The sequence below is a fragment of the Spirochaetia bacterium genome (assembly GCA_022482625.1).
Classification (GTDB): Bacteria; Spirochaetota; Spirochaetia; order Sphaerochaetales; family Sphaerochaetaceae; genus Pleomorphochaeta.
This window is the reverse complement of record JAKVOU010000001.1, coordinates 3,288,038-3,309,004: the sequence shown is the minus strand read 5'-3', so window position 1 is coordinate 3,309,004 and position 20,967 is coordinate 3,288,038. Positions and strand designations below refer to the sequence as shown.

18 protein-coding genes and 1 riboswitch are annotated in these 20,967 nt (G+C 45.6%); of the genes, 12 read left to right on the top strand and 6 right to left on the bottom strand.

The genetic code is table 11. From position 1 onward, the window contains the following. Positions 1–8 precede the first annotated feature (8 nt). From trxB to LKE40_14995, 4 genes are all read left to right on the top strand, one after another. Positions 9–947, top strand: a complete 939-nt coding sequence (trxB, locus tag LKE40_15010) for a thioredoxin-disulfide reductase (protein ID MCH3918738.1) — start codon at positions 9–11, stop codon at positions 945–947. 142 nt (positions 948–1,089) lie between these two features. Then, entirely contained in the window at positions 1,090–2,181 is a 1,092-nt protein-coding gene (locus tag LKE40_15005; protein MCH3918737.1) for a glycogen synthase, read from the top strand. Further along, complete coding sequence (locus LKE40_15000; GenBank protein ID MCH3918736.1) at positions 2,150–2,542, top strand: glycosyltransferase; 393 nt, start codon at positions 2,150–2,152, stop codon at positions 2,540–2,542. The genes LKE40_15005 and LKE40_15000 overlap by 32 nt, the downstream gene beginning before the upstream one ends. Continuing rightward, positions 2,539–3,831 carry a glucose-1-phosphate adenylyltransferase gene (locus tag LKE40_14995; protein MCH3918735.1) on the top strand — a complete coding sequence of 431 codons (1,293 nt, stop codon included), beginning with the start codon at positions 2,539–2,541 and terminating at the stop codon, positions 3,829–3,831. Before LKE40_15000 ends, LKE40_14995 begins: the two co-directional genes overlap by 4 nt. 148 nt (positions 3,832–3,979) lie before the next feature. On the opposite strand, the gene LKE40_14990 is transcribed toward LKE40_14995, so the two are convergent. The 3 genes from LKE40_14990 to LKE40_14980 form a co-directional block, all read right to left on the bottom strand. Continuing rightward, positions 3,980–5,176 carry a DUF2974 domain-containing protein gene (locus LKE40_14990; protein MCH3918734.1) on the bottom strand — a complete coding sequence of 399 codons (1,197 nt, stop codon included), beginning with the start codon at positions 5,174–5,176 and terminating at the stop codon, positions 3,980–3,982. Between the two features lie 18 nt (positions 5,177–5,194). After that, positions 5,195–6,319: a putative selenium-dependent hydroxylase accessory protein YqeC gene (gene yqeC, locus LKE40_14985; protein ID MCH3918733.1), complete on the bottom strand. Its 1,125-nt coding sequence runs from the start codon at positions 6,317–6,319 to the stop codon at positions 5,195–5,197. A 415-nt stretch (positions 6,320–6,734) separates the two neighbouring features. Next, positions 6,735–8,237 carry an NAD(P)H-hydrate dehydratase gene (locus tag LKE40_14980; GenBank protein ID MCH3918732.1) on the bottom strand — a complete coding sequence of 501 codons (1,503 nt, stop codon included), beginning with the start codon at positions 8,235–8,237 and terminating at the stop codon, positions 6,735–6,737. A gap of 61 nt (positions 8,238–8,298) precedes the next feature. Then, a riboswitch (TPP riboswitch) is annotated at positions 8,299–8,388 on the top strand. Between the two features lie 42 nt (positions 8,389–8,430). Between LKE40_14980 and LKE40_14975 the strand changes: the two genes are divergently transcribed. The 6 genes from LKE40_14975 to LKE40_14950 all read left to right on the top strand — a co-directional run bounded on the left by LKE40_14975 (position 8,431) and on the right by LKE40_14950 (position 14,095). Then, positions 8,431–9,486 carry a thiamine ABC transporter substrate-binding protein gene (locus LKE40_14975; GenBank protein ID MCH3918731.1) on the top strand — a complete coding sequence of 352 codons (1,056 nt, stop codon included), beginning with the start codon at positions 8,431–8,433 and terminating at the stop codon, positions 9,484–9,486. 143 nt (positions 9,487–9,629) lie between these two features. Beyond that, positions 9,630–11,309, top strand: coding sequence for an iron ABC transporter permease (locus tag LKE40_14970; protein MCH3918730.1), 1,680 nt, complete (start codon positions 9,630–9,632; stop codon positions 11,307–11,309). Next, a complete protein-coding gene (locus LKE40_14965; protein MCH3918729.1) occupies positions 11,306–11,881 on the top strand; it encodes an ABC transporter ATP-binding protein in 576 nt (191 codons plus the stop codon). The genes LKE40_14970 and LKE40_14965 overlap by 4 nt, the downstream gene beginning before the upstream one ends. Continuing rightward, complete coding sequence (locus tag LKE40_14960; protein MCH3918728.1) at positions 11,841–12,371, top strand: hypothetical protein; 531 nt, start codon at positions 11,841–11,843, stop codon at positions 12,369–12,371. Before LKE40_14965 ends, LKE40_14960 begins: the two co-directional genes overlap by 41 nt. 36 nt (positions 12,372–12,407) lie before the next feature. Further along, positions 12,408–12,983 carry a hypothetical protein gene (locus LKE40_14955; GenBank protein ID MCH3918727.1) on the top strand — a complete coding sequence of 192 codons (576 nt, stop codon included), beginning with the start codon at positions 12,408–12,410 and terminating at the stop codon, positions 12,981–12,983. An 83-nt stretch (positions 12,984–13,066) separates the two neighbouring features. Next, entirely contained in the window at positions 13,067–14,095 is a 1,029-nt protein-coding gene (locus tag LKE40_14950; GenBank protein ID MCH3918726.1) for a caspase family protein, read from the top strand. Here the strand turns inward: LKE40_14950 and LKE40_14945 are convergent. From LKE40_14945 to LKE40_14935, 3 genes are all read right to left on the bottom strand, one after another. After that, complete coding sequence (locus LKE40_14945) at positions 14,092–15,402, bottom strand: amidohydrolase family protein (protein MCH3918725.1); 1,311 nt, start codon at positions 15,400–15,402, stop codon at positions 14,092–14,094. The two genes, LKE40_14950 and LKE40_14945, sit on opposite strands and share 4 nt — an antisense overlap. 102 nt (positions 15,403–15,504) lie before the next feature. Next, positions 15,505–17,490: an excinuclease ABC subunit B gene (uvrB, locus tag LKE40_14940; protein ID MCH3918724.1), complete on the bottom strand. Its 1,986-nt coding sequence runs from the start codon at positions 17,488–17,490 to the stop codon at positions 15,505–15,507. A 141-nt stretch (positions 17,491–17,631) separates the two neighbouring features. Further along, the gene (locus LKE40_14935) at positions 17,632–18,936 is read right to left on the bottom strand and encodes a trypsin-like peptidase domain-containing protein (protein MCH3918723.1); all 1,305 of its coding nucleotides are present in this window, start codon (positions 18,934–18,936) and stop codon (positions 17,632–17,634) included. Between the two features lie 285 nt (positions 18,937–19,221). Between LKE40_14935 and LKE40_14930 the strand changes: the two genes are divergently transcribed. Together LKE40_14930 and LKE40_14925 are read left to right on the top strand one after the other, a co-directional pair. Then, the gene (locus LKE40_14930) at positions 19,222–20,364 is read left to right on the top strand and encodes a hypothetical protein (GenBank protein ID MCH3918722.1); all 1,143 of its coding nucleotides are present in this window, start codon (positions 19,222–19,224) and stop codon (positions 20,362–20,364) included. Between the two features lie 10 nt (positions 20,365–20,374). Then, positions 20,375–20,962, top strand: a complete 588-nt coding sequence (locus LKE40_14925) for a hypothetical protein (GenBank protein ID MCH3918721.1) — start codon at positions 20,375–20,377, stop codon at positions 20,960–20,962. Positions 20,963–20,967: the final 5 nt, after the last annotated feature.

The window sequence follows — 20,967 nt, the reverse complement described above, 5'->3', positions numbered from 1 at the left end:
AAAACGCAATGAAACAGACTGATATAGCAATCATCGGTGGTGGACCGGGGGGATTGGCTGCAGCTCAATATGGTGCAAGAGCAGGCAGGGATGTACTGATCATAGAGAAACTTGCTGCCGGTGGGCAGACAATGCTCATTGACCGCATAGAGAATTATCCAGGTTTCGACGAAGCCATCACAGGTTTTGAACTGGCAGACAAGATGCAGAGACAAGCCGAGAATTTCGGGGCAAAATTGCTTTATGATGAACTGGTTTCCATCAAGAAAGATGACAAGTATTTCGAAGTCAACCTGAAATCAGAAACCGTACAGGCAAAGACTGTAATCATTGCAACAGGAGCAAAACATAGGGTGCTCGACATTGACGGAGAAGCAACCTACAGCGGCAAGGGTGTATCCTATTGCGGCACATGTGACGGCCCTTTCTTCAGGAATAAGACCATCTATGTGATTGGAGGAGGAGACACAGCCCTGACTGATGCCCTCTATCTTTCCAAATTGAGTGATGACGTCACGCTCGTACATAGGCGCGACCGTTTCAGAGCCCAGGACAACTTGGTCAGACAAATCTCTGCTTCAAAAATCAAGACAATGATGAACTTCAAGCCTGTCAGCATCAAAGGTGATGGGACAAAGGTAACTGCCATTGAACTGGAATCTACCGTAGACGGTCAACATGTAACAAAACCGACGAGTGCAGTCTTCATCTTTGCAGGCATGCTCCCCCAAACTGAGATGCTTGACAAGGAACTGCTGGACAAAACAGGTTACGTAATGACGAATGACAGGATGGAAACGAAAATGCCCGGACTCTTTGCTATCGGGGATGTCAGAAATACTCCTTTCAGACAGGTTGTTACTGCAGCCGCGGACGGAGCTGTTGCCGCTCATATTGCCAGTGAATACATTGATGAAATTGAAGGTAATGCCTACGCATCGCATTGACATGCTATAATCTGACAAAATGTGCATCGGAGAATGACACGGAAGGGACATCGTTGCCCAAACGTGTCATTCTTTTGTCTAATCGAAGGAAAATAATGCGGTTTTCCTTGACGCGCGTACCCTATGATGCTGTAATTAAAGTATGAAAATCCTCATGGTAACTAGTGAAGCGGTCCCCTTTTCAAAATCAGGAGGATTGGCAGATGTAGTCGGCTCTTTATCTGCAGCTTTGGTACGACAGGGCGATGAAGTCGCCATTGTGATGCCGGCATATGGTAATGTTGATCTTACGGGGTTTTCCAAACCCCTTGCAACCCTTTCCATTTCCCTCAGGAACAAAATTGAACAGGTCACGGTCAGGAAACAGGTAATAGACGGTATCAGTTACCTTGCACTCTGTCACCCCTTGTTCACAGAAAGGAAAGGTATCTACGGAGATACCTCGTTCGCCCCCTATCCGGACAATTTCGTCAGGTTCATGTTGATGGACAAGGCGGTACTTCCCCTCTGTCTGGAACTGGATTGGAAGCCTGATGTCATCCATTGTCATGATTGGACAGCAGGTATTGTACCATTCCTGCTCAGGACATCAGAAAATACTTTCTTTGCAAAGACAAAAAGCATACTGACTATCCACAATCTTGCCTACCAGGGTGATTTTGCCAGACTGGATGCTTTTTCTGCTGACTTCATCCCTGAAGCTGGCATTTTTATGGGAACTGGTCCAGGCAAGCGAATCAACATGCTCAAGGCTGGTCTTGTCTATGCAGACAGGATTACCACTGTCAGTCCGACATATGCAAAACAGATCCAGGAGCCTGAATATGGCTGTAAGCTGGATGGCATACTAAGAGAAAGGTCAGGTGTGCTTACCGGGATATTGAACGGCATTGACTATAACGAATGGAACAGTATGACTGACAGGTTCTTTACCCAACATTTTTCCAGTGAAGATTTGCATGGCAAAAGCTTGCTCAAGGCAGAAATCCAGAAAGAATTCAAACTGGAAACTAATGCAGATGTGCCGCTGATCAGCATGATCAGCAGATTGGCAGAACAAAAAGGGTTCGTCGAATTGCTTGAGGGAGAACCTTGTGCCCTTGAACGTATGGCCCAGGAACTGAGGGTTCAGTTCCTGATCATCGGTACTGGAGATGAGTATATCCAGAACAAATTACACGCAATCGGAGAAAGGAACGGCAATGTTTCCTGTACAGATACTTTTCTCCAATGAAGCTGCACATAGGATTGAAGGCGGCAGCGACTTCTTCCTTATGCCAAGCAGGTATGAACCCTGCGGGCTCAACCAGCTTTATTCTCTGCGGTATGGGACGTTACCCATAGCGCGCAGGACAGGTGGATTGGCCGATACTATTGTTGATTTTACACAGGACAGAACGCATGCAACAGGCTTCCTCTTTACTGAAATGAGCGGACATGGCATTGAAGAAGCCGTCAAAATAGCCCTAAGGGTATATGAGGAGGATAGTGATTGCATAGAAACTATGAGGACCAGAGGTATGCAGACTGATTTCACATGGGATCGTTCTGCAAAAGAATATCATATGATCTATACTATGGGAGAAACAAAATGAAAAAACACAAGGCAATGGCAATCATCCTTGGTGGCGGAAAAGGAACTCGGCTGTATCCACTGACCAAAGACAGAGCGAAACCGGCGGTTCCCTTTGCGGGAAAATACCGCTTGGTAGACATTCCTATTTCAAACTGCATAAACAGTGAAGTCATGCAGATATATTTGTTGACTCAGTTCAACTCAGCTTCTTTGCACAACCACATCACCAACACTTACAAATTCGGGCCCTTTACTGACGGATTCGTCGAAATCCTTGCAGCCGAACAGACGATAACAAACAATTCTTGGTATCAGGGTACCGCCGATGCAGTAAGGAAGAATCTTGTGCACTTCAAGGATCAACAGGTTGAATACTACATCATCCTCTCCGGTGACCAGTTGTATCGGATGGACTTCAAGGAAGCCCTTGACCATCATATTGCAAGCGGTGCTGAGATTACGATCGCAGCAAAGCCGATTTCCCGCAAGCAGGCAACCGGACTAGGCATCATCGGGGCTGATGAGGAAGGTGTAATAAAGAACTTTCTTGAGAAACCTTCAGATGAACTGGACATAAGCCAGTACAAAGTACCGGACAAGCTTATGATGGACAGTCTTCATAAACATGTCGATGCTTCCAATGAATACCTGGCTTCCATGGGAATCTACATATTCAATGCACAGACCATGGACCAGGTCCTGGACAATGACCTGACCGATTTCGGAAGGGAAATCATCCCTCAGGCAATCAAGGAAAGGAAAGTATGCGCTTATCTCTTTGATCAGTTCTGGGAGGACATCGGAACGATCAAAGCGTTCTATGAAACCAATCTCAACCTGGCTTCAATGCAACCGGAATTCAACTTCTATGATGAGGATCACCCGATATATACACACAGGCGACATCTGCCTGCTACGAAGCTCAACTTCTGCAATATCAGTTCTTCCCTCACCAGCGAAGGTTCGATCATAACCAATGCCTATATCGTCAATTCAATCATAGGCGTACGGACAATCATTGAAAGCGGAGCTTCCTTGGATGGAGTATACTGCATGGGCGCTTCCAAGTATGAAACGCCAGATGACAAAAAAGAAAATGCAAGGAAACATATCCCCAACCTTGGCATAGGAAAGGGAACGTTGATCAGAAAAGCAATCATTGACCAGAACGCCAGAATCGGAAATGGTTGCCGCATCGGAATTGATGATTTCCCAAGAGATAATTGCGACAAGGAAATGTATTCCATACGTGACGGCATCATCGTCATCACAAAGAATGCAATTATTCCTGACAACACAGTACTGTAATATATATCCTTTATAGGAAAAAACAAATCGGGCCAAAGGTATCTTGACAGAGCTTCGGTCCGATTTGTTTCCTATCAACAAAATCTTTATCTTTACATAGCTAACAGAAAAAAGTCAAACTTTTCCTCTTTCAATATCTATTCAAGCGTTATATTTTACCTATCTTATTCTCTACGAATGAAATACCAGACCTCACCTTCCGGCTCTTGCGCAAGGTGTCCAGCAAGGCCTCGCGTTTTGTCTGATATTGGTCAGAAGAAGCAGAAGCCATCGAAGCAAAGAAAGACCGAAGCACCTTCTCTAATTGTTTCCTGGATTCAGGATCAGTAAGAGAATAGACCTTCAGCATACTTGAAAGTGTTTTGCCCGGTTTGGTCACGACATCCCTGAAACGATTGGCTCCTGCCTCATCGACGCAGGCAAATACCGAATCAACAAAAAGTTGCATCTCATTCTTACTCAGGCCTTCAAGCCATTTTCTCATTCCGGTATCAAAGACCAAAGAAGAGCGGTCCCGCTCCTCCATTCTCTTGAAATGGTTGACTTCAACTTCCCAGGAAAATGGAAAATGCTGCATGATACCGGATTTCTTTGCCGAATACACAACCTGTATCGGTTCCTCATGTTGCATCAGGATGCCTACCACAGAACCCTGTGGTACGAGAGTGGTAATTCTGTCACATACTTGGGAACAGCGCAATGTGGAAAGTGTCTGTTCATTGAAACCAGGACCATCAAAGCTATAGATGCCCTTGATCCTTTTTTGGAGACCCGCATCAGCTTTCATTGCAGCATAGGAGGCAACATTGCCACCTTTTGAATGCCCTACCGTATATACCTGTCCAGAAGTCTTTGACGCAACTTCCTTCAGATAAGCAAAGCCCAGCTCCTGACAACCGACGGCAACCTTGAAACTCATCAGAAAATCTTCTTTCCAACCTATGAGGGATGCATCGGTACCACGATAGGAAACCACAAGGCTCCCCGTTTCCAGCAGGAAGGAAACGGCAGCGAACTGAAGGGCATTGTCCTTATCAAGATGGCATGAATAGGCAAACACCCGGGTCTTGCTGAAACGAGGTTTACTGGCAAGCAACGGCAGCAGCGACAAGCATTCTACCTCAAAATCGGGAGTACCTTTCTTTGGCTTCAATGCACCGGCACTATCCATCTTCTCTACAAGTACGGGTAACATATAGCCTTCTGTTACTTTGCCCAAAGGAAGCACACTGGAATAATCGACATAGGAAAGCACGGCAAAGATGACCATGTCTATCTCATTGGGAGCCACAGTATCAAAGCTCAGATCCCCACGCCAGTACAGATAATCATATAGATTGTCCACAATTCCTCCTATTCATGTTCAGCACAGGCAATCATGCCTGACAGAACCAAACAAAGCAGGGCAGGAAAACTGCAAAGCCTTGATGGACGCCAGTTGCCGTGCATCAAGAAGATCACATTGATTGAAAAGTACAAGGTTTTTCGTATCAGGTCGCATTCCTTTGCAAACCCCCTCCTCGTCCTCCAGCAGAGCCTGGAGATACGGGCCATCGACCCTGCATAATTGTATTTCATCCATACAGACATCAGCCGCTACCTGCCCAAAGCTACTCATTCCCAACAAGGCAACGACGGCCGTCGTACTTTTTGGAATTACAGGATCCCGTGACGTATGAAGTTTGAGAGGAAGCATCCTTGCTCCGTCAGCTTCAAGAATGGCAACATCATAGTTCTTTGTCATCAGGTCAAAGATCTCTTCCCGTGGGGCATGGACTTTTTTAGGATCCATCAGTTCTCCCTGTGCAAAGAATACTGTCTTGCCTGCTTCCGGTTCATGGGAAAAGAATTCTCCCTCATCCAAGATTACCGTATCCGCCTTGAAATCATACCAGCGGGGAGACTGGACTTTGGTAGTTGTCCCGATAAGCACTTTTTTCCCAAGGCTTCTGTAATATGCCCCCAAGGCTACCATACTGGAAGTCTTTCCTCCTCCACCTGTCAGGCAAATGACCGTATGGCCATCAGAAGATTCCAGCCTTCTTCCCATATCGGCTATAAGCGGCAAACAAGGCTTTCCCCCTAATTTTTCGATGATTGCCCTGTCACTCGGTGCAAAATCATAGAAACGAAGCTTATCCAGACTTTCCCATTTGAACTGTGTATGAACCGCATACGTGAACGGACCTTCATCTTTCAGCTTTACTTCGTATGCCTTGAGATGGTATAGCGTTCCCTTGTTGATGAATTCATGGGTTGCAAGCAGGCCTTTAACCTCAATTTCCTTTCCAAGTTCTTCCTTCCATTCCCTTTGCAGAGTCTCACTTATGGTTTCTCCGATCTGGTCACGGTTTTTCCCTCCGGGAAATTCCCACTTGCCACCTATGGAACCTTTATCCTCACGTTTTGCTATCAGTACCCTACCTGTGGCATCAAAGCAGATACCACTTGTAGTGATTCTTTCCCTTTCCCATTTTTCAGTTTCCAAGACAGACACTCCTTAGTTTATAACAATACCCAGAAAGGTAGTAAAAAATGCAAAAAAGCGACACTAAGAAGTGTTATGGCTCGACGCCAATACTTCTTACACTCTTCTCCATCCATACCAAACTGTCCACCTTCTTCTCCTTTATGAATCCGGAATGTATACCAGATAGCAGACCAAAAGGTAAACAATGCAGGAAACAAGTCTCCAAGCACTATGGGACCCGGTTCCAATGGAAAAACCAAATTGCATGTCCCTATGATATAGCCGGTTATCGCAACTACTTTTATCAATTTGCCATGAGAAAAGAGAAAATCACGCAGGTTGAGCAACGAAGGAATTCTCACTCCCAGATATGGCGTTGACAACAACAAACCAGTGTAAACCAAATAAAAGATGGTCAGTAGCCAAAGTTGCATCATGTGGCTATTACCTTTGCAAGGAATGGTATCAGATCTTCACTCGAATAATACCCTTCTTTGGCAAATGCATATCTTCCCGCTTCCTGGTGCCACAGGACTGCAGACAAAGCACTCTTGAAAGGAGACAAACCACCTGCAAGCAGACCTGCCATGCATCCAGCCAGCACATCACCGCTTCCTGCAACGCCGAGACTAGGATTGCCTCCGCTGACTGCAACAGGAAGTTTGCCTGGAACAGCCACATAGGTAACCCCTCCTTTTGCCACGATAATTGCATCGATTTTTTCAGACAAGGCAGAAAGTGTCTCAAGAAAAGAAGCAGGAGAGTCCTCTTTTCCCAATCCAGCAGCCCTGTCGGGCATCACTGCCTTGCAGAGACAATGCAGTTCCCCCAAATGTGGTGTCAAGATGACCGTACCTTGATGTGAAGCAACCTTGCCCTCAGCATATAGATTGGCGAAAGCCCTGATACCATCAGCATCAATGACAAGCGGTTTGCTGCAACGGAGCAACTTTGTCAGCAACTCTTCCCTTCCTCCACCCCAGCCAGGACCAGCAAGAACAGCAGTATACGGTTCTACCGTATCAGTTTCATCAAGCATCCTTACAATGACACTTGGACTTTCGCCTGCTATGATCGGATAAATATCCCTGTCACAGATAGCACTCACCAGTCCGGCACGGCTTGCAAAAGCACTGCGGCCTGCAAGGCGCAGTGCACCTGTGTATCTGCTGCAACCACCGAATATGGCAAGATGTCCCCTATCCTTTTTATAAGCATCGGAAGGCAAAGGATCCAAGCTGGCAACTTCATCATCCGCAAGATAACCGGAAAGTTTTGACTTTGCTACAAGTCCTGGAGGAAAAGATGGATTTATCTCTATGATTTTTCCGCAATGTGCCCGCAGTGCAGGATGGTAGAACATGCTTTTCAGAGGTCCCATGCAGAGCGTACAATGGGCATGCACATGAAGGGATGAAGCAGAAACCTCATCCCCCATCCCACTGGGGCAGTCAATGGCATAGACAGTTGCTTTCAGATTGTCGTTCATTGCCTTGACAAGCTCCGAGGCAAGACCTCCGATTTCTTTCTTCAGTCCTGTCCCCGTCACAGCATCTATGATCACGGACGCTGCAGACAAAGCTTGGGTAGCTGCAGTTTCCAAGCGGCTTTCTTCCTCATATGCAGGTATCCCATAAGCCTTGATAATCGACCGATGGATCCGATTGCAATCACTTAACCGATGTCCGACCAAGATTACCGTCACATGCACAAAACCATCATTGACAGCTTCCCTTGCAATGACAAGTCCATCACCACCATTGTTACCCCCGCCACAGGCGACGACTATCGGCTGTTCTGCATCCAGATCCTGTCTGATTGCCTGCCAGGCCTTGAGTCCGGCCTGCTCCATCATGACCAAAGCCGGGATGCCATACAGCCTCTGTGCATCTGCATCAATGGCCGCGACATCCTCACCACGTAACAAGTTCTTCATGTTTCCAATCTACCGCATCTTACAGGTCTTGACAATAATCGACCATTGGCTTAGGTTGAAAACACTTAGTCCTGGGGTGGCGTATGCCTGAGAACAAACCCGTTTACCTGATCTGGATAATACCAGCGTAGGGAGACTCCAATCTCAAGTACAATTTCTATACCCAAGGGCAAAACCAATTAAGGAGGGCTTTATGTATCATAAGCCATTTTTGATGGGAATTGCCATCGTTTTATCTTCAGCTCTACTGTTTGCAAACGGTACTGCGGAGACAGTTTCAACTGCTGCAGGCAACAGTTCACCTGCAAACAAAAGTATCACCGTCTATGCCAACGATTCCTTCTGCGGGGATTGGGGGCCAGGCCCGAAGCTCATCAAGGATTTCCAGGCAAAGACCGGTATCAGCGTCAATCTGGTCAGTGCCGGAACTACAGGTGAAATGCTGACCCGGATGGAAGTGGAAAAGAATGATCCGAAAGCTGATGTCGTCATCGGCATTTCGGATGATATGGCAACGAAAGCCTACAAGGCTGATCTTCTCGTTCCTTATGAATCAGCAAACCTGGCCAATATCGATCCCAGCTTGATCTTTGACCCCACCCATAGGCTCCTTCCGTTCGACTATGGCAACTATGGTTTTGTCTATGACAGCCAGAAACTCAGCAAGGATGAATTGCCAAAGGACCTGGAAGATCTTACCGATCCCCGTTTCAAGGACAAGGTAATACTGATTGACCCGAGGACATCCTCCACCGGTGTCGGACTGCTGATCTGGACAATCGAGGAATTCTCCGAGAACGGCTATCTTGACTGGTGGAAAGCAATGAAAAAAAATGCCCTCACTATCGCCGGTGGCTGGTCAAGCGCCTACGGAGCATTCACTGAAGGAGAAGCTCCTTTGGTACTCTCCTATACCACCAGTCCGGTCTACCATGTCATGAATGAAAATACGACACGTTATCAGGATGTCATCTTCCCCGAAGGTCATGCAACTACCATCGAAGGTATCGGCTTGACAAAGAGTTGCAAGGATGTGGCAAGCAGTGAAGCTTTCATTGACTACGTGCTTACCGATGCACAGCTTGACATAGCAATTGCAAATTCAATGTATCCGGCCAATACATCCATCAAGCTTCCGGATGCCTATAAGTGGGCTCCGAAACCCAAGAAATTATCCATCGATCCCCAGCGGGTCCAGGACAACCTGGATAAGTGGCTGGACAATTGGACAAAGGCAATGGTCGAATAGCAATACATGACAAGAGACCCTCTTTTCTTTACAAACAAGGAAGAGGGTCATTTTTTCCTTTCATGATTCAATTGTAAATCCATGGCAAAAAAGAGTATCATTGAAACAGCCGTTTTATCATATTGCATTTCGGAGTCAAGGACATGAGAAAAAAAAATATAACTGACAACCCACTCTATCTTACGTTGCTCCCTGTTCCTGCAATTGTCCTGTTGCTACTGTTGTTCTTGCTACCGCTTATGTCCACCCTCCTACAAGCGTTCTACGTCAACGGAAGTTTTACCCTAAGCTTATTGAAGCACACCTTCGATGATCCATACACGTGGAAAATACTTTGGTTCACGACCTATCAGGCACTGCTTTCAACCCTGCTCTCACTTGCCATCGGCCTACCGGGAGCCTATCTGCTTTCAACGTATAATATCAGGCAAAAGCGTTTCATCCTGGGAATCAGCACCATACCATTCGTCTTGCCTTCCATATTGGTCGTACTTGGTTTTGTAATCTTCTATGGTAACAGCGGTTTCCTCAACCTTTTGCTGATGAAACTGTTCCATCTGGATGATCCTCCCCTGAAAATACTCTATTCATTCAAAGCCATCATTCTGGCACATGCATTTTACAATTTTCCCATTATCCTTAATCTAGTGACTACATATCAAGATAATCTGGACGGACGCCTTGAGCTTTCCTCGGCAGTTTCCGGAGCAACCCGGATGCAGACCTTCAGGTACATTACCCTGCCAAGGCTTATACCGGCTATCCTTTCCTCTTCTCTACTTGTGTTTCTCTTCTGCTTTACCAGTTTTGCCATCATCCTGGTGCTTGGTGGAGGACCGCAGTATACGACCATGGAAGTGGAAATCTACCGTAGGGCACGCATTACCCTTGATTTAGGAGGTGCAAGTGCATATGCCATCGTGTCCATACTCTTATGCCTGTTGATCCTGATTCTTTATAATGCAGCAACAAGAAGCATGCATACCAGTGAATACAGTACCCAAGAAATTGAAAAGGAAAAACGTCCTGCTTCATCCTTTGGTAAAATGTCGGCAGTCATCTATGCCTTTCTTGTAGCTGTATTTGTCCTTGCACCGATGCTTTCCATCATAGTCAAATCTTTCCTGACGAAAGCTTCGCAAGTCAATGGTATGCAGCTGACGCTCCGCTGGTACAAGGAACTCTTTGGCTACAAGACAGCTACAGGGGGCATGGGAGAAGCCCTTCCTGCCATAAGGAATTCTTTGATCATAGCAACAGTCGTTGCACTTCTCTCAATGCCGCTGTCTCTTATGATAGCTACGGGAGCAAAACGACAACACTCATTGTCTGCATCATTGATTGAACTTTTAGGCATGTTGCCAATGGCAATTTCAAGTGTCATCATCGGACTGGGTTACTATCTTATAGCAGCCCGGATACATGGCAATGGCTTTATCATGGTGGTATTGGCCCATCTGATCATCTCCTTGCCATTCGTACTGAGGACAGTAACCCCTGAATTAAGGAAACTGCCGCAAGCATTGAACAGCAGTGCACAGACCTTGGGAGCAACTCCATTCCAAGCTTTTCTTACCGTTGAAATCCCATTGCTTCGGAATGCCTTGATCAGCGGAGCAATCTTTGCCTTTGCTTTGAGCATGGGGGAAATCAATGCGACACTGACCCTTGCATCTTCCCATCTGGTCACACTGCCGATCGTCATGTATCGTCTGATAGGATCATACAATTATAACGGCGCATGTGCCTTGGGAACAATACTTATTGCCGTCTGTGCCGTCGTCTTCGTAACAAGCGAACATACAAAGAGGCTAAGCATATGATACACAACGGATTGTCATGTACCCTACGTAAAGAATATGAACAATTTGAACTTGAGGTTTCCTTTGACATACCGGAAGGTGAACTTGTTTCCATCATCGGACCAAGCGGTTGCGGGAAAAGCACGACACTCCAGCTGATCACGGGACTCCAAAGGCCTGATGAAGGTACACTGACATGGAATGGCATCGATATATCCAACCAGCCTGTCTATCAGCGAGGTATGGCCCTGGTATTCCAAGACTATGCACTTTATCCTCACCTGAATGTTGAAAACAACATTGCCTATCCGCTCAAACTAAGGAAAATCAAGAAAACAGAAAGATTAAAGCGAGTATATGAATTATTGGAAACAGTCAATCTTGAAGGCTTCGGAAAAAGAAAAATTGACAGTCTTTCCGGAGGTGAGAAACAACGGGTAGCATTGGCAAGGGCACTTGCATCAGATCCGAAGCTCCTGCTTCTTGATGAACCGCTCTCAGCACTTGATGCAAAGCTCCGTATGATTCTCAGAAAGACCATCAGAGACATCCATGACCGTACCAAAGGTCACGATGATCTACGTTACCCATGACCAAATGGAAGCCCTGACCATCAGCGACCATATCATCGTGATGAACGATGGAAAAATCGAACAAGTCGGTACGGGAGAAGAAATCTACCATCATCCAAAGACTTTGTTTGCAGCTTCTTTCATCGGTGAAGGCAACCTCCTTCCATGGACACTGCTACAAGGAAATGATGAAAGACTTGCACTTGGCAATGATGCTACCTCCTCCGAAAAAATAGATACGACTGACCATCTTGCCTTCATCCGTCCTGAAGATATCAAGGTAATAGATAGCCTGAGATTAGGAAATCCTGAACTTTTCCCCTATGTCCTGCTTCGGGATGCCACTGTAACAAAAACGGAATACAGGGGCAATGCCTATCTGCTTTCCTGCAGATGGAGAGGTTATCTTATCACCGCGATGACACCGTATCGGCCTGCTGATCAAGCTGTCAGTCTTTCCATCAGAAAACGGGCAATCACTGAATTCAAGGATGGTCATTCACTGGAGTAGAAACAGAAAACACTATTCAAGTTGATAGAAGTAAGTATGAAAAGAAAAAATATAAACAAACAGACAAAGACAATACTCCTGATATTATGCTTAAGCATGTTCATCTCCTCCCTCCATGCAAAGAATGTAGATAGCAAACTAGGCATAGAGGCCAGTTTCTCCGGCTTGATAGAAACTTCTTATGATATCAGCGAAAGCAATGATGCGGTAACCTACAATGCAGGCGGAAACAACCTGGTCATCAGTCCTTTTCTCAAATACAATAAGTTCTACATAGGATTATCCATCGGCTTTCTCAACATAGATTCATCTTCATTCGTAGGCAATAACAGGCAAAGACCTTTCAATGGTTATGCCGGCGGTATCAACATCGGTTATGAAATCACAAAGAAACTGTCTGTACTGAGTATATTCATGCAAGGAATGGCAGCTTTGGGAAAAACAGACAACCTTGAAGCTTATCTACAGGCATCTGTCCTTGCCCGTTACATAGTTTGTGAAAGCAATCATATCCAGCTTGCAATCGTAACACCATTGAACCTCATCTACCGAAAGGAATTGCTCTGTCCTGCATTCGGCATCGGTCTCAGTATCAGCGGCATGACAACCTGACATTCCACATACTTACTTTTTCCTTTTCCTCCCGATACAAGCAAAACAGAAGAAATTGATGCAAGTAGGAAGGAGGCTTGGATATGAAAAAGAAAGGTTGCATCCTACTTGTTCTCTTGTCATGTTTGCTCACCACCAGCTGCTCGATGGAATTCAACAGCCCCAGACAGCATGGAGATATATATCTGCTTTCCATAGCATTGGATTATGCAAACACAAATGTTACGACACTCAAAGGCACGATCAATGACAGCAATGAACTTACAAAAGCCTTCGAAGAAAACACTGCCAGATGTGCGAGGAACTTCCATGGTACAAAATTCCAGCAGGCTGGTCCCCTGTATGGAACGGAAACTCTCACATGTCCCTCATATCCCTCAAAAGACCACCTGCTGTCCTACTTGAGACAGCAGATTACAATTGCAAGTGAAAATGACCTGACAATCATCAGCTACAGTGGACATGGTGACAGGGAAAAAGGAAGCTGGCTTCTCGGTTGTACTGATGAAAAGACAGGCAGGACAATCTGCAATGGAAATATAAATGAGAGCCAGTTGCTCAGTCCTGAAGAACTATTTGCAGAACTATCAAAGATCCCTGGGAAAAAACTCATTATTTCAGATTCCTGCTTCTGTGGAAATTTCATCAGGCAAAACAGCACGACCATTTCGAAGCTGACTGCAGGAAATGTGTGGAAAGCTGCATTGGAAAAGCTATATGGTACAGATCCGACATATAAAGACGACATCTACGTGCTCTGTGCAACAACATCGGACAATACAAGCCATGAGCCCAGTCCATTGCTTCATGACCATATCCATGGATATTTTACAAAGGCCCTTTTGGAAGGTCTTGGATGGTGTGACGGTACGAAAGGACAGTTGGAAAACACGATCGTTCCTAGTGCGGTACAGGCAGACGGCATACAAGGAAAGCTGTCCGATGGACTGCCTCCCGCCTGTGACAGCTGCAATCTGCTGACGACCGACAGCCTGTATGCATACATCATAACCCATCAACAGATTCCGCTATCTGACAACGGATCTGGTACCAGTCATCAGCACCCAATGACAAACGGAGGCAGATCCGATCTAATCTTATTTGCCTATTAGCGACCGTTGTGCCGGTTTGAGCTGAAGACCAATTTTCCCTTGATATATTTCTGCGTCAGCTTACAAGTTTCATGTAGGTATATAAGCCGTTCAAGACGATTTTCAAGCGTATGGGACACCAAACTTCTGATTGCCGAGTCATCAATGGAAACGGCATCAAACTGGTAGCCAGGATCAAAGCTTCCTACCTTACCGAAGAACCTGCCTCCCCTTCTCGTTGCCATATCAAATACCTCTCTGACAGAAAGTGGTGAACATTTTTCATCAAGGTATCTCCAGTACATCTTCGACAGCTTCAATGCTTCTGCCATCTCATTGAAAATCGAAAGCGTATATCCACCTGCAACATCACTGCCGAAACCAACATTCATTCCACGGTCCAGATATCTGCGGATAGGAGCAATGCCACTGGCAATACATTCATTTGACGAAGGACAATGGGCAACAAATACTCCCTGCTTTGCCATCAGTTCAATTTCGTCTTCCGAAGAAGAGACACAATGAGCCATGATTGTCGGGGCACCCCCACCGAACAAGCCATCCCGATAGTAACAATCACCATAGAACCGTGCATCCGGACACAGTTGCCTGACCCATGCGATTTCTTTCCGATTCTCGGAAAGATGGGATTGTACCGGTACATCATAGTCTTCCTGAATCTTACCCAATCCATGCATAAGCTCATCACTGCAACTAGGTATGAACCTTGGAGTCAGTATAGGATACGTTGAAGAAAAACCGGATGATGCAACTTCGTCAAGGAAATTCCTGGTTGCTTCCAATGATGCTCGTGCAGATGTCTCACGGTAATAATCAGGACTGTTACGGTCCATATTGACTTTACCGACAAACGACACCATACCTGAGGTTTCCAGCAACTGCATCAAAAACAAGGTTGCGGGGACATGTATGGTTGCAAAAAGTACGATACGGGTAGTAGCAGACGCCAAGAGATCATCGACAAACAGCTGATAGGATTGCCTTGCATAGTCAAGATCTCCGAACTTCTTCTCGATTGGAAACGTATATGTTTCAAGCCAATCAAGCAATTCCAATTCCTTTCCTATGCCTCTATAACCATATTGGGGAGCATGTGCATGGAGATCGACAAGTCCGGGAAGTATAAGTTCTTCACCCCTGTCTTCTATAGGAAAACCCTTATACGCAGCAGGCAGTTGCTTGAATACACCTTGTGATATGCCGTCAACGCATACACCATATCCGCCTACGACAGTCTGAAGTTGTCCTGCATCATTCATATAAATGAAATTGCCTTTGAGGCAGAAACCATTCATCTTATCTTTCACCAGTTGCTCCTCCATCCCGTATGCCATAAGATCATACACGTACTCCGGCATCTGACTTTTCTCTGAATAGTAACGTCAAATGCAACAAATGGCAACACAGACTTACTTTGTCAGGGCACCTGCCTTCACAGCCTCAATTTCATCCCTGAGTACTGCTGCTTTCTCATATTCCAGGTCCTTTGCCAAACGTAACATTTCTTTTTCCAATTCCTTGATATATTTGTTCCGATCACTCTTTATCAGGAGGTTATACCCACCACGCCGGATGGCAATATCACTCTTTGCATCCTGTTTGTCATCTTCGACTTCTCTTTCAAGGATATCATTGATGGCCTTTTTGATTGTTTTCGGTGTAATCCCGTGTGCCGTATTGAATTCCATCTGGATCGTCCGCCGACGCTCGGTTTCGTGGATTGCATCCTCCATGGCATCGCTGACTCTGTCAGCATACATCAATACCCTGCCTTCAGCATTCCTGGAAGCTCGTCCTATCGTCTGTATCAAGGATGTAGTGGAACGAAGGAAACCAATTTTGTCGGCATCCAGGATAGCCACCAAGGCCACCTCAGGAAGGTCAAGGCCTTCCCTCAGCAAGTTTATGCCGATCAACACATCGAATGTACCAAGCCGCAGATCCCTAAGGATCTCAACTCTCTCAATCGTCTCAATCTCACTATGCAAGTAACGTACCTTGAGACCGAGGTTGACAAAATAGTCCGTAAGGTCCTCTGCCATCTTCTTCGTCAATGTCGTAACCAGCACACGTTGGCCTTTTGCAATGGTAAGCTTGATTTCCTTATATAAATCTTCCATCTGGCCTTCAGAGCTTCTAACCTCAATCTTCGGATCAAGCAGACCGGTCGGCCTGATTATCTGCTCTACTATCTGTTTGGCTTGCGAAAGTTCATTTTGTCCCGGTGTAGCAGAAACATATACCCTCTGTCCTACGACTGTATCGAACTCACTGTACTTCAACGGGCGGTTGTCCAAGGCAGATGGCAAACGGAAACCATAATTGACAAGATTAAGTTTGCGAGCGCGGTCCCCTTCGTACATGGCACCTACCTGCGGTAAGGTAACATGGCTTTCATCAATGAAAGTAATGAAATCCTTCGGAAAATAATCAAGCAGACAAGCGGGTCGCTCTCCCTCTTGTCTGCCGGTAAGCGGCCTGGAATAATTCTCCATGCCGGAGCAATACCCTATTTCCTTCAGCATTTCAAGGTCATATTCCACCCGTGTCTTTATCCGTTCTGCCTCGAGGATCTTTCCGCTGTTTCTGAAAAACTCAATCTGTGAGGTAAGCTCCGATTCAATCCTGCCGATAGCTTTCTTTACGGCATCCTGTGGCATGACAAACTGCTTTGCGGGATAAAGCGTAAAAGCTTCGACCGAAGCCTGCTTCTCACCTGTAAGAGGATCAAACCAAATTATGGAATCAATCACATCCCAATCAAGTGAAATCCTGACTGCATTCTCAAGATATGCAGGACAGATTTCGATGACATCTCCCCGCACACGAAAGGAACCTCGCTGCAACAATGCATCATTGCGTTCATACAGCATGCGGCTCAGCTGTTCCAGTTCCACAGTATGGTCAAACACCTGGCCTTTCCTGTAAGTCCGTACCATATCATGGAGACTGACAGGGTTGCCCAAGCCATAGATACAGGAAACTGTCGAGACGACGATCACGTCCCTCCTTTCCATCAGAGAAAATGAAGCAGAAAGTCTCAACCGGTCTATTTCCTGATTTATATCTGCAGTCTTTTCTATGTACAGATCCTTGCCCGGTACATATGCCTCGGGTTGATAATAATCATATGTCGAAACAAAGTACTCTACTGCATTATCGGGAAAAAAGTCCTTGAATTCCCTGAACAGCTGGGCTGCCAGTGTCTTGTTATGAGAAAGTACCAATGTCGGCCTGTCAACCTTTTCGATTATCTTCGCCATCGTATAGGTTTTTCCAGAGCCAGTGACACCCTTGAGTACCTGAGCCCGGTCTCCGGCCTTTATGCCTGCCGCAAGCTTGTCTATGGCCTGTTGCTGGTCCCCTGCCGGTTCATAAGGCGAAACCACATGCAAAGGCCGGTCCTTTCCACCCAATGCATCATGTAGGTTCTTGAAGCCTTCATCAGCCCAAGGCTCACTGAATGCGATCTTGCTTTCTTCCGGAGCTTTTCCCAAGGAGTCAGCTTCATTATTTTTCTTCACCTGTCGCCATCCTCAATGTAATATGGCAGCCACATCTGATTGTTCACGTTCAATCAATACCACGGAAACATGTTTTGTCTTCCCATCCCTGATGATGGTAAGATCTGCTTTATCCCCGCTCTTGGTCGGTAGCAAAGCTTTATAATAATCATTGTATGATGCCACTTTTTCACCATTGATTTCCGTTATGATATCGCCGCCCAGATAAAATTTCGAAGCTCCATAGCTGACCAAAGTCGTCCCGCCCCTGATACCGGCTTTCTCGGCCTTTCCTCCTGCAACTACCTGACTGACCAAAAGCCCTTCCTCCACATTGCTGCCCAGATATTCAGCAAGTTGTGGAGTCATCTGGATAGGGACCAAGTCAAGCCAGCCTCTTTCAACCTTGCCTTTCTCAATCAAATCAGGAAGGATTGAAGAAACGGTATCGACAGGAATGGCAAAGTTCAGGCTGGCTCCGCCTTCCGTTCCAGTCGTTATGGCTGCATTGAGCCCAATCATATTTCCATGCAGGTCAAGCAAAGGCCCACCGCTGTTTCCCGGACCGATTGCGGCATCCGTCTGGATCATTCCCATGATAAGACCATTCTGGCTTGTCTGTACCGCTCTTCCCAGCCCAGAGATGATACCTTGGGTCATTGTCCGGTCATATCCATAGGGATTGCCGATTGCAAGTACACGCTGCCCGATCTTCAAATCTCCGCTTGTTCCAAATGAAATCAAATCAAGGGAAACATCTGACTTTGTATCAATCTGCAAGACTGCAAGATCATCCACAGGATCATTGCCGATGACTTTGGCGGGAAAGGCAGATCCATCGGCAAGAGTTACGGAAATTGCTTCACCCTTGCTGATGACATGTGAATTGGTCAGTACATATCCCTTGGTACTGAAGAGAACTCCAGAACCTGATTCATTGACTACTTCAGCATCTATTATGTTACTTTTATCACGGACTTGACTGGTCGAGATATGGACTACAGTCTTGTTGCACTTCTGCCATACCCGCATGTTTTGTTCTTCTTCACTGGTATACTGCCAAGCCGAGCCATCATCCAGGACAAGTGATACACCGCTCTTACCATAGACAATGTCATTTACTTTCACCCCGGCAAGACCGAGGACGCCCTGTGTTCCTTCCTTGTCGATTACCTTAGTAAGTTCCGTCCGAAGTCTTTCTTCTTCATATTTCTGTCTCAGGGACTTGGTCCATTTGCCAAGGACTACCAGGACTACTATCAGGACAACTATGCTGATTATCAACTTTATTATCAGGGTGCCTTTATGATCATCTGTTGTTCCAATATCCCGTTTCATGTCCTTCATGGTACCTTTAAATCCAACAAACGGCAAGTATCACACCATGCGCGAATGTTTTCTGCAAGATATGTCATAATTTGATTTATTATAAAAAATCATTATCTCAAAAAAAACTGATTTCTACCAGAAAGAAGTAGACAAGATGGGTCGAATAAGAGTATAATAAAGCTAAGAGTGAATTAACAAGTTTTAAAACTCTTGACATAAGAAGCTTATATTGAGGAGGAATCTGAATTGAAAAAATACATGAAGATGTGTGTTTCTTGCCTATTTGCACTAAGCATGTTAATTTCTCCGCTCTTTGCTTCCCTTACCAATCCTGACATAACTGAAAATTTATTTTTCAATCAGAATACCCAAATAACTTCACTGGATGATACAGCTCTCAATTCGGTACCTTATACGACGCTCAACTCCAGTTTTTCAGACCAAGGCAAGAACAATATCATCTGTATCAAGATTGCTTCATTCACTTTCAGCAAGGACTTCAAGAACCTTTATATCGGAGCTGAACAGTATCATTTCCAAACAAGCGGAAGCTTGAATGTGGTAACTGATGACGGAAAATACTCATATTCTGCTACTTTTTCGACGTTCTTTGCCTCTGAGACCGATTCGAGCTGCTATGGGGAATTCAGCCCTGACGCACAGACAAAGTATCAGTTCGATACAGCAGGCAGCAACTGGACATGGTTTCGCCTAGGCAACGTCAGTGCCGGTGAAACCATCGATTTCTACTATGTGCTTACCGATTACAGCTGGGAAGAGAATCTCTCTTCCGGCTCTGCCGTCTCACTCCAATTCAGCCTGTCCAAAAGTACTGATGCCTATTTCTACCTGAAAGACGATGATGCTTTCGTATTGAATGACAATACCACGCAGGACAAGGCAAAATACTATCTCATCAATTCCCAATGGCTCAACAGATCTATCGGCCCCATTGAAATCACAGGCGGAAAGACCAAGGTCAGAACTTATACCTTCAACATATGGCAGGGATATGGTGCGGACCCTGAAGGCATATTCGAAAGTACCGGTTTTGCTGACACGTTCCGTAAGTTATGTGAGCTTGACCTGAATGTCACAGGAAATACTCCGGCTGACAAAACATACAAGATAGGTTGCCAGATTTCCACGGCAAATGATTTCGCCCTCCATCCTGACCTTGATTCTGATTACAAACAGGACATCCCCTATGAATTGAAATTTGAACGGGCATCTGCGCCTATATTCAGCACATCAACGAAATTCCTTCTCAGAGGCTTTGAACCGTCGTACTCTCTCGGACTGGACATAAGGATCAAACCGAACAGCGGCGTAAGTCTTTCGAACATAGAGGCCGGACATTATCGTGATATCATCTATTTCAATTTCACTACCGACGAAAGCAACAAAAATGGCTGGGACAGCATAATAGATTTATAAGGAGGCAGCAATGAAAATCAATACATTCGGCATAGCTTCAATCTTAATGTCCCTAGTCCTGCTGCCACTTTACGGAAACGTAAGCAGTGCGTACATCAACCTACCCGGACCAAAGCTCTCCATTCCTTTTTCCTATCCTATGGACATCATCTACGACGGTTCCATAGCCACTTTTGGACTCTACACGGAATCAGACAGATACACGAATGTGGAAGGTTCCGATTATGTCGACAGCAACAATTATGATTTCAGCAAAAATGGAAAAACCCAAAACTATTACCTTGAGTACCAAAGCAACTACTACCAATCAAAATCCTATGACATTTCCTTTGCAGTAACGGAACAGTATGGCACAAAGGATTTCGTCAGTTCCACAGGTTCCGATTCAGGAATTCCACTGTACTTCTACAACAACGAGACACAGGGCTCGACCAACATTTCCACCGACTCATACGTATTGGAACCAAAATTCACCATCTCATCAGGCATCCAATCGGGAAACATCCTCTCTTTCCATTTCTACTGGCAGACAACAGGGAAAGATATCCCTGCAGGCAATTATTCAATAAAAGTACAGATGACCATCGCATCAACCTGATTACT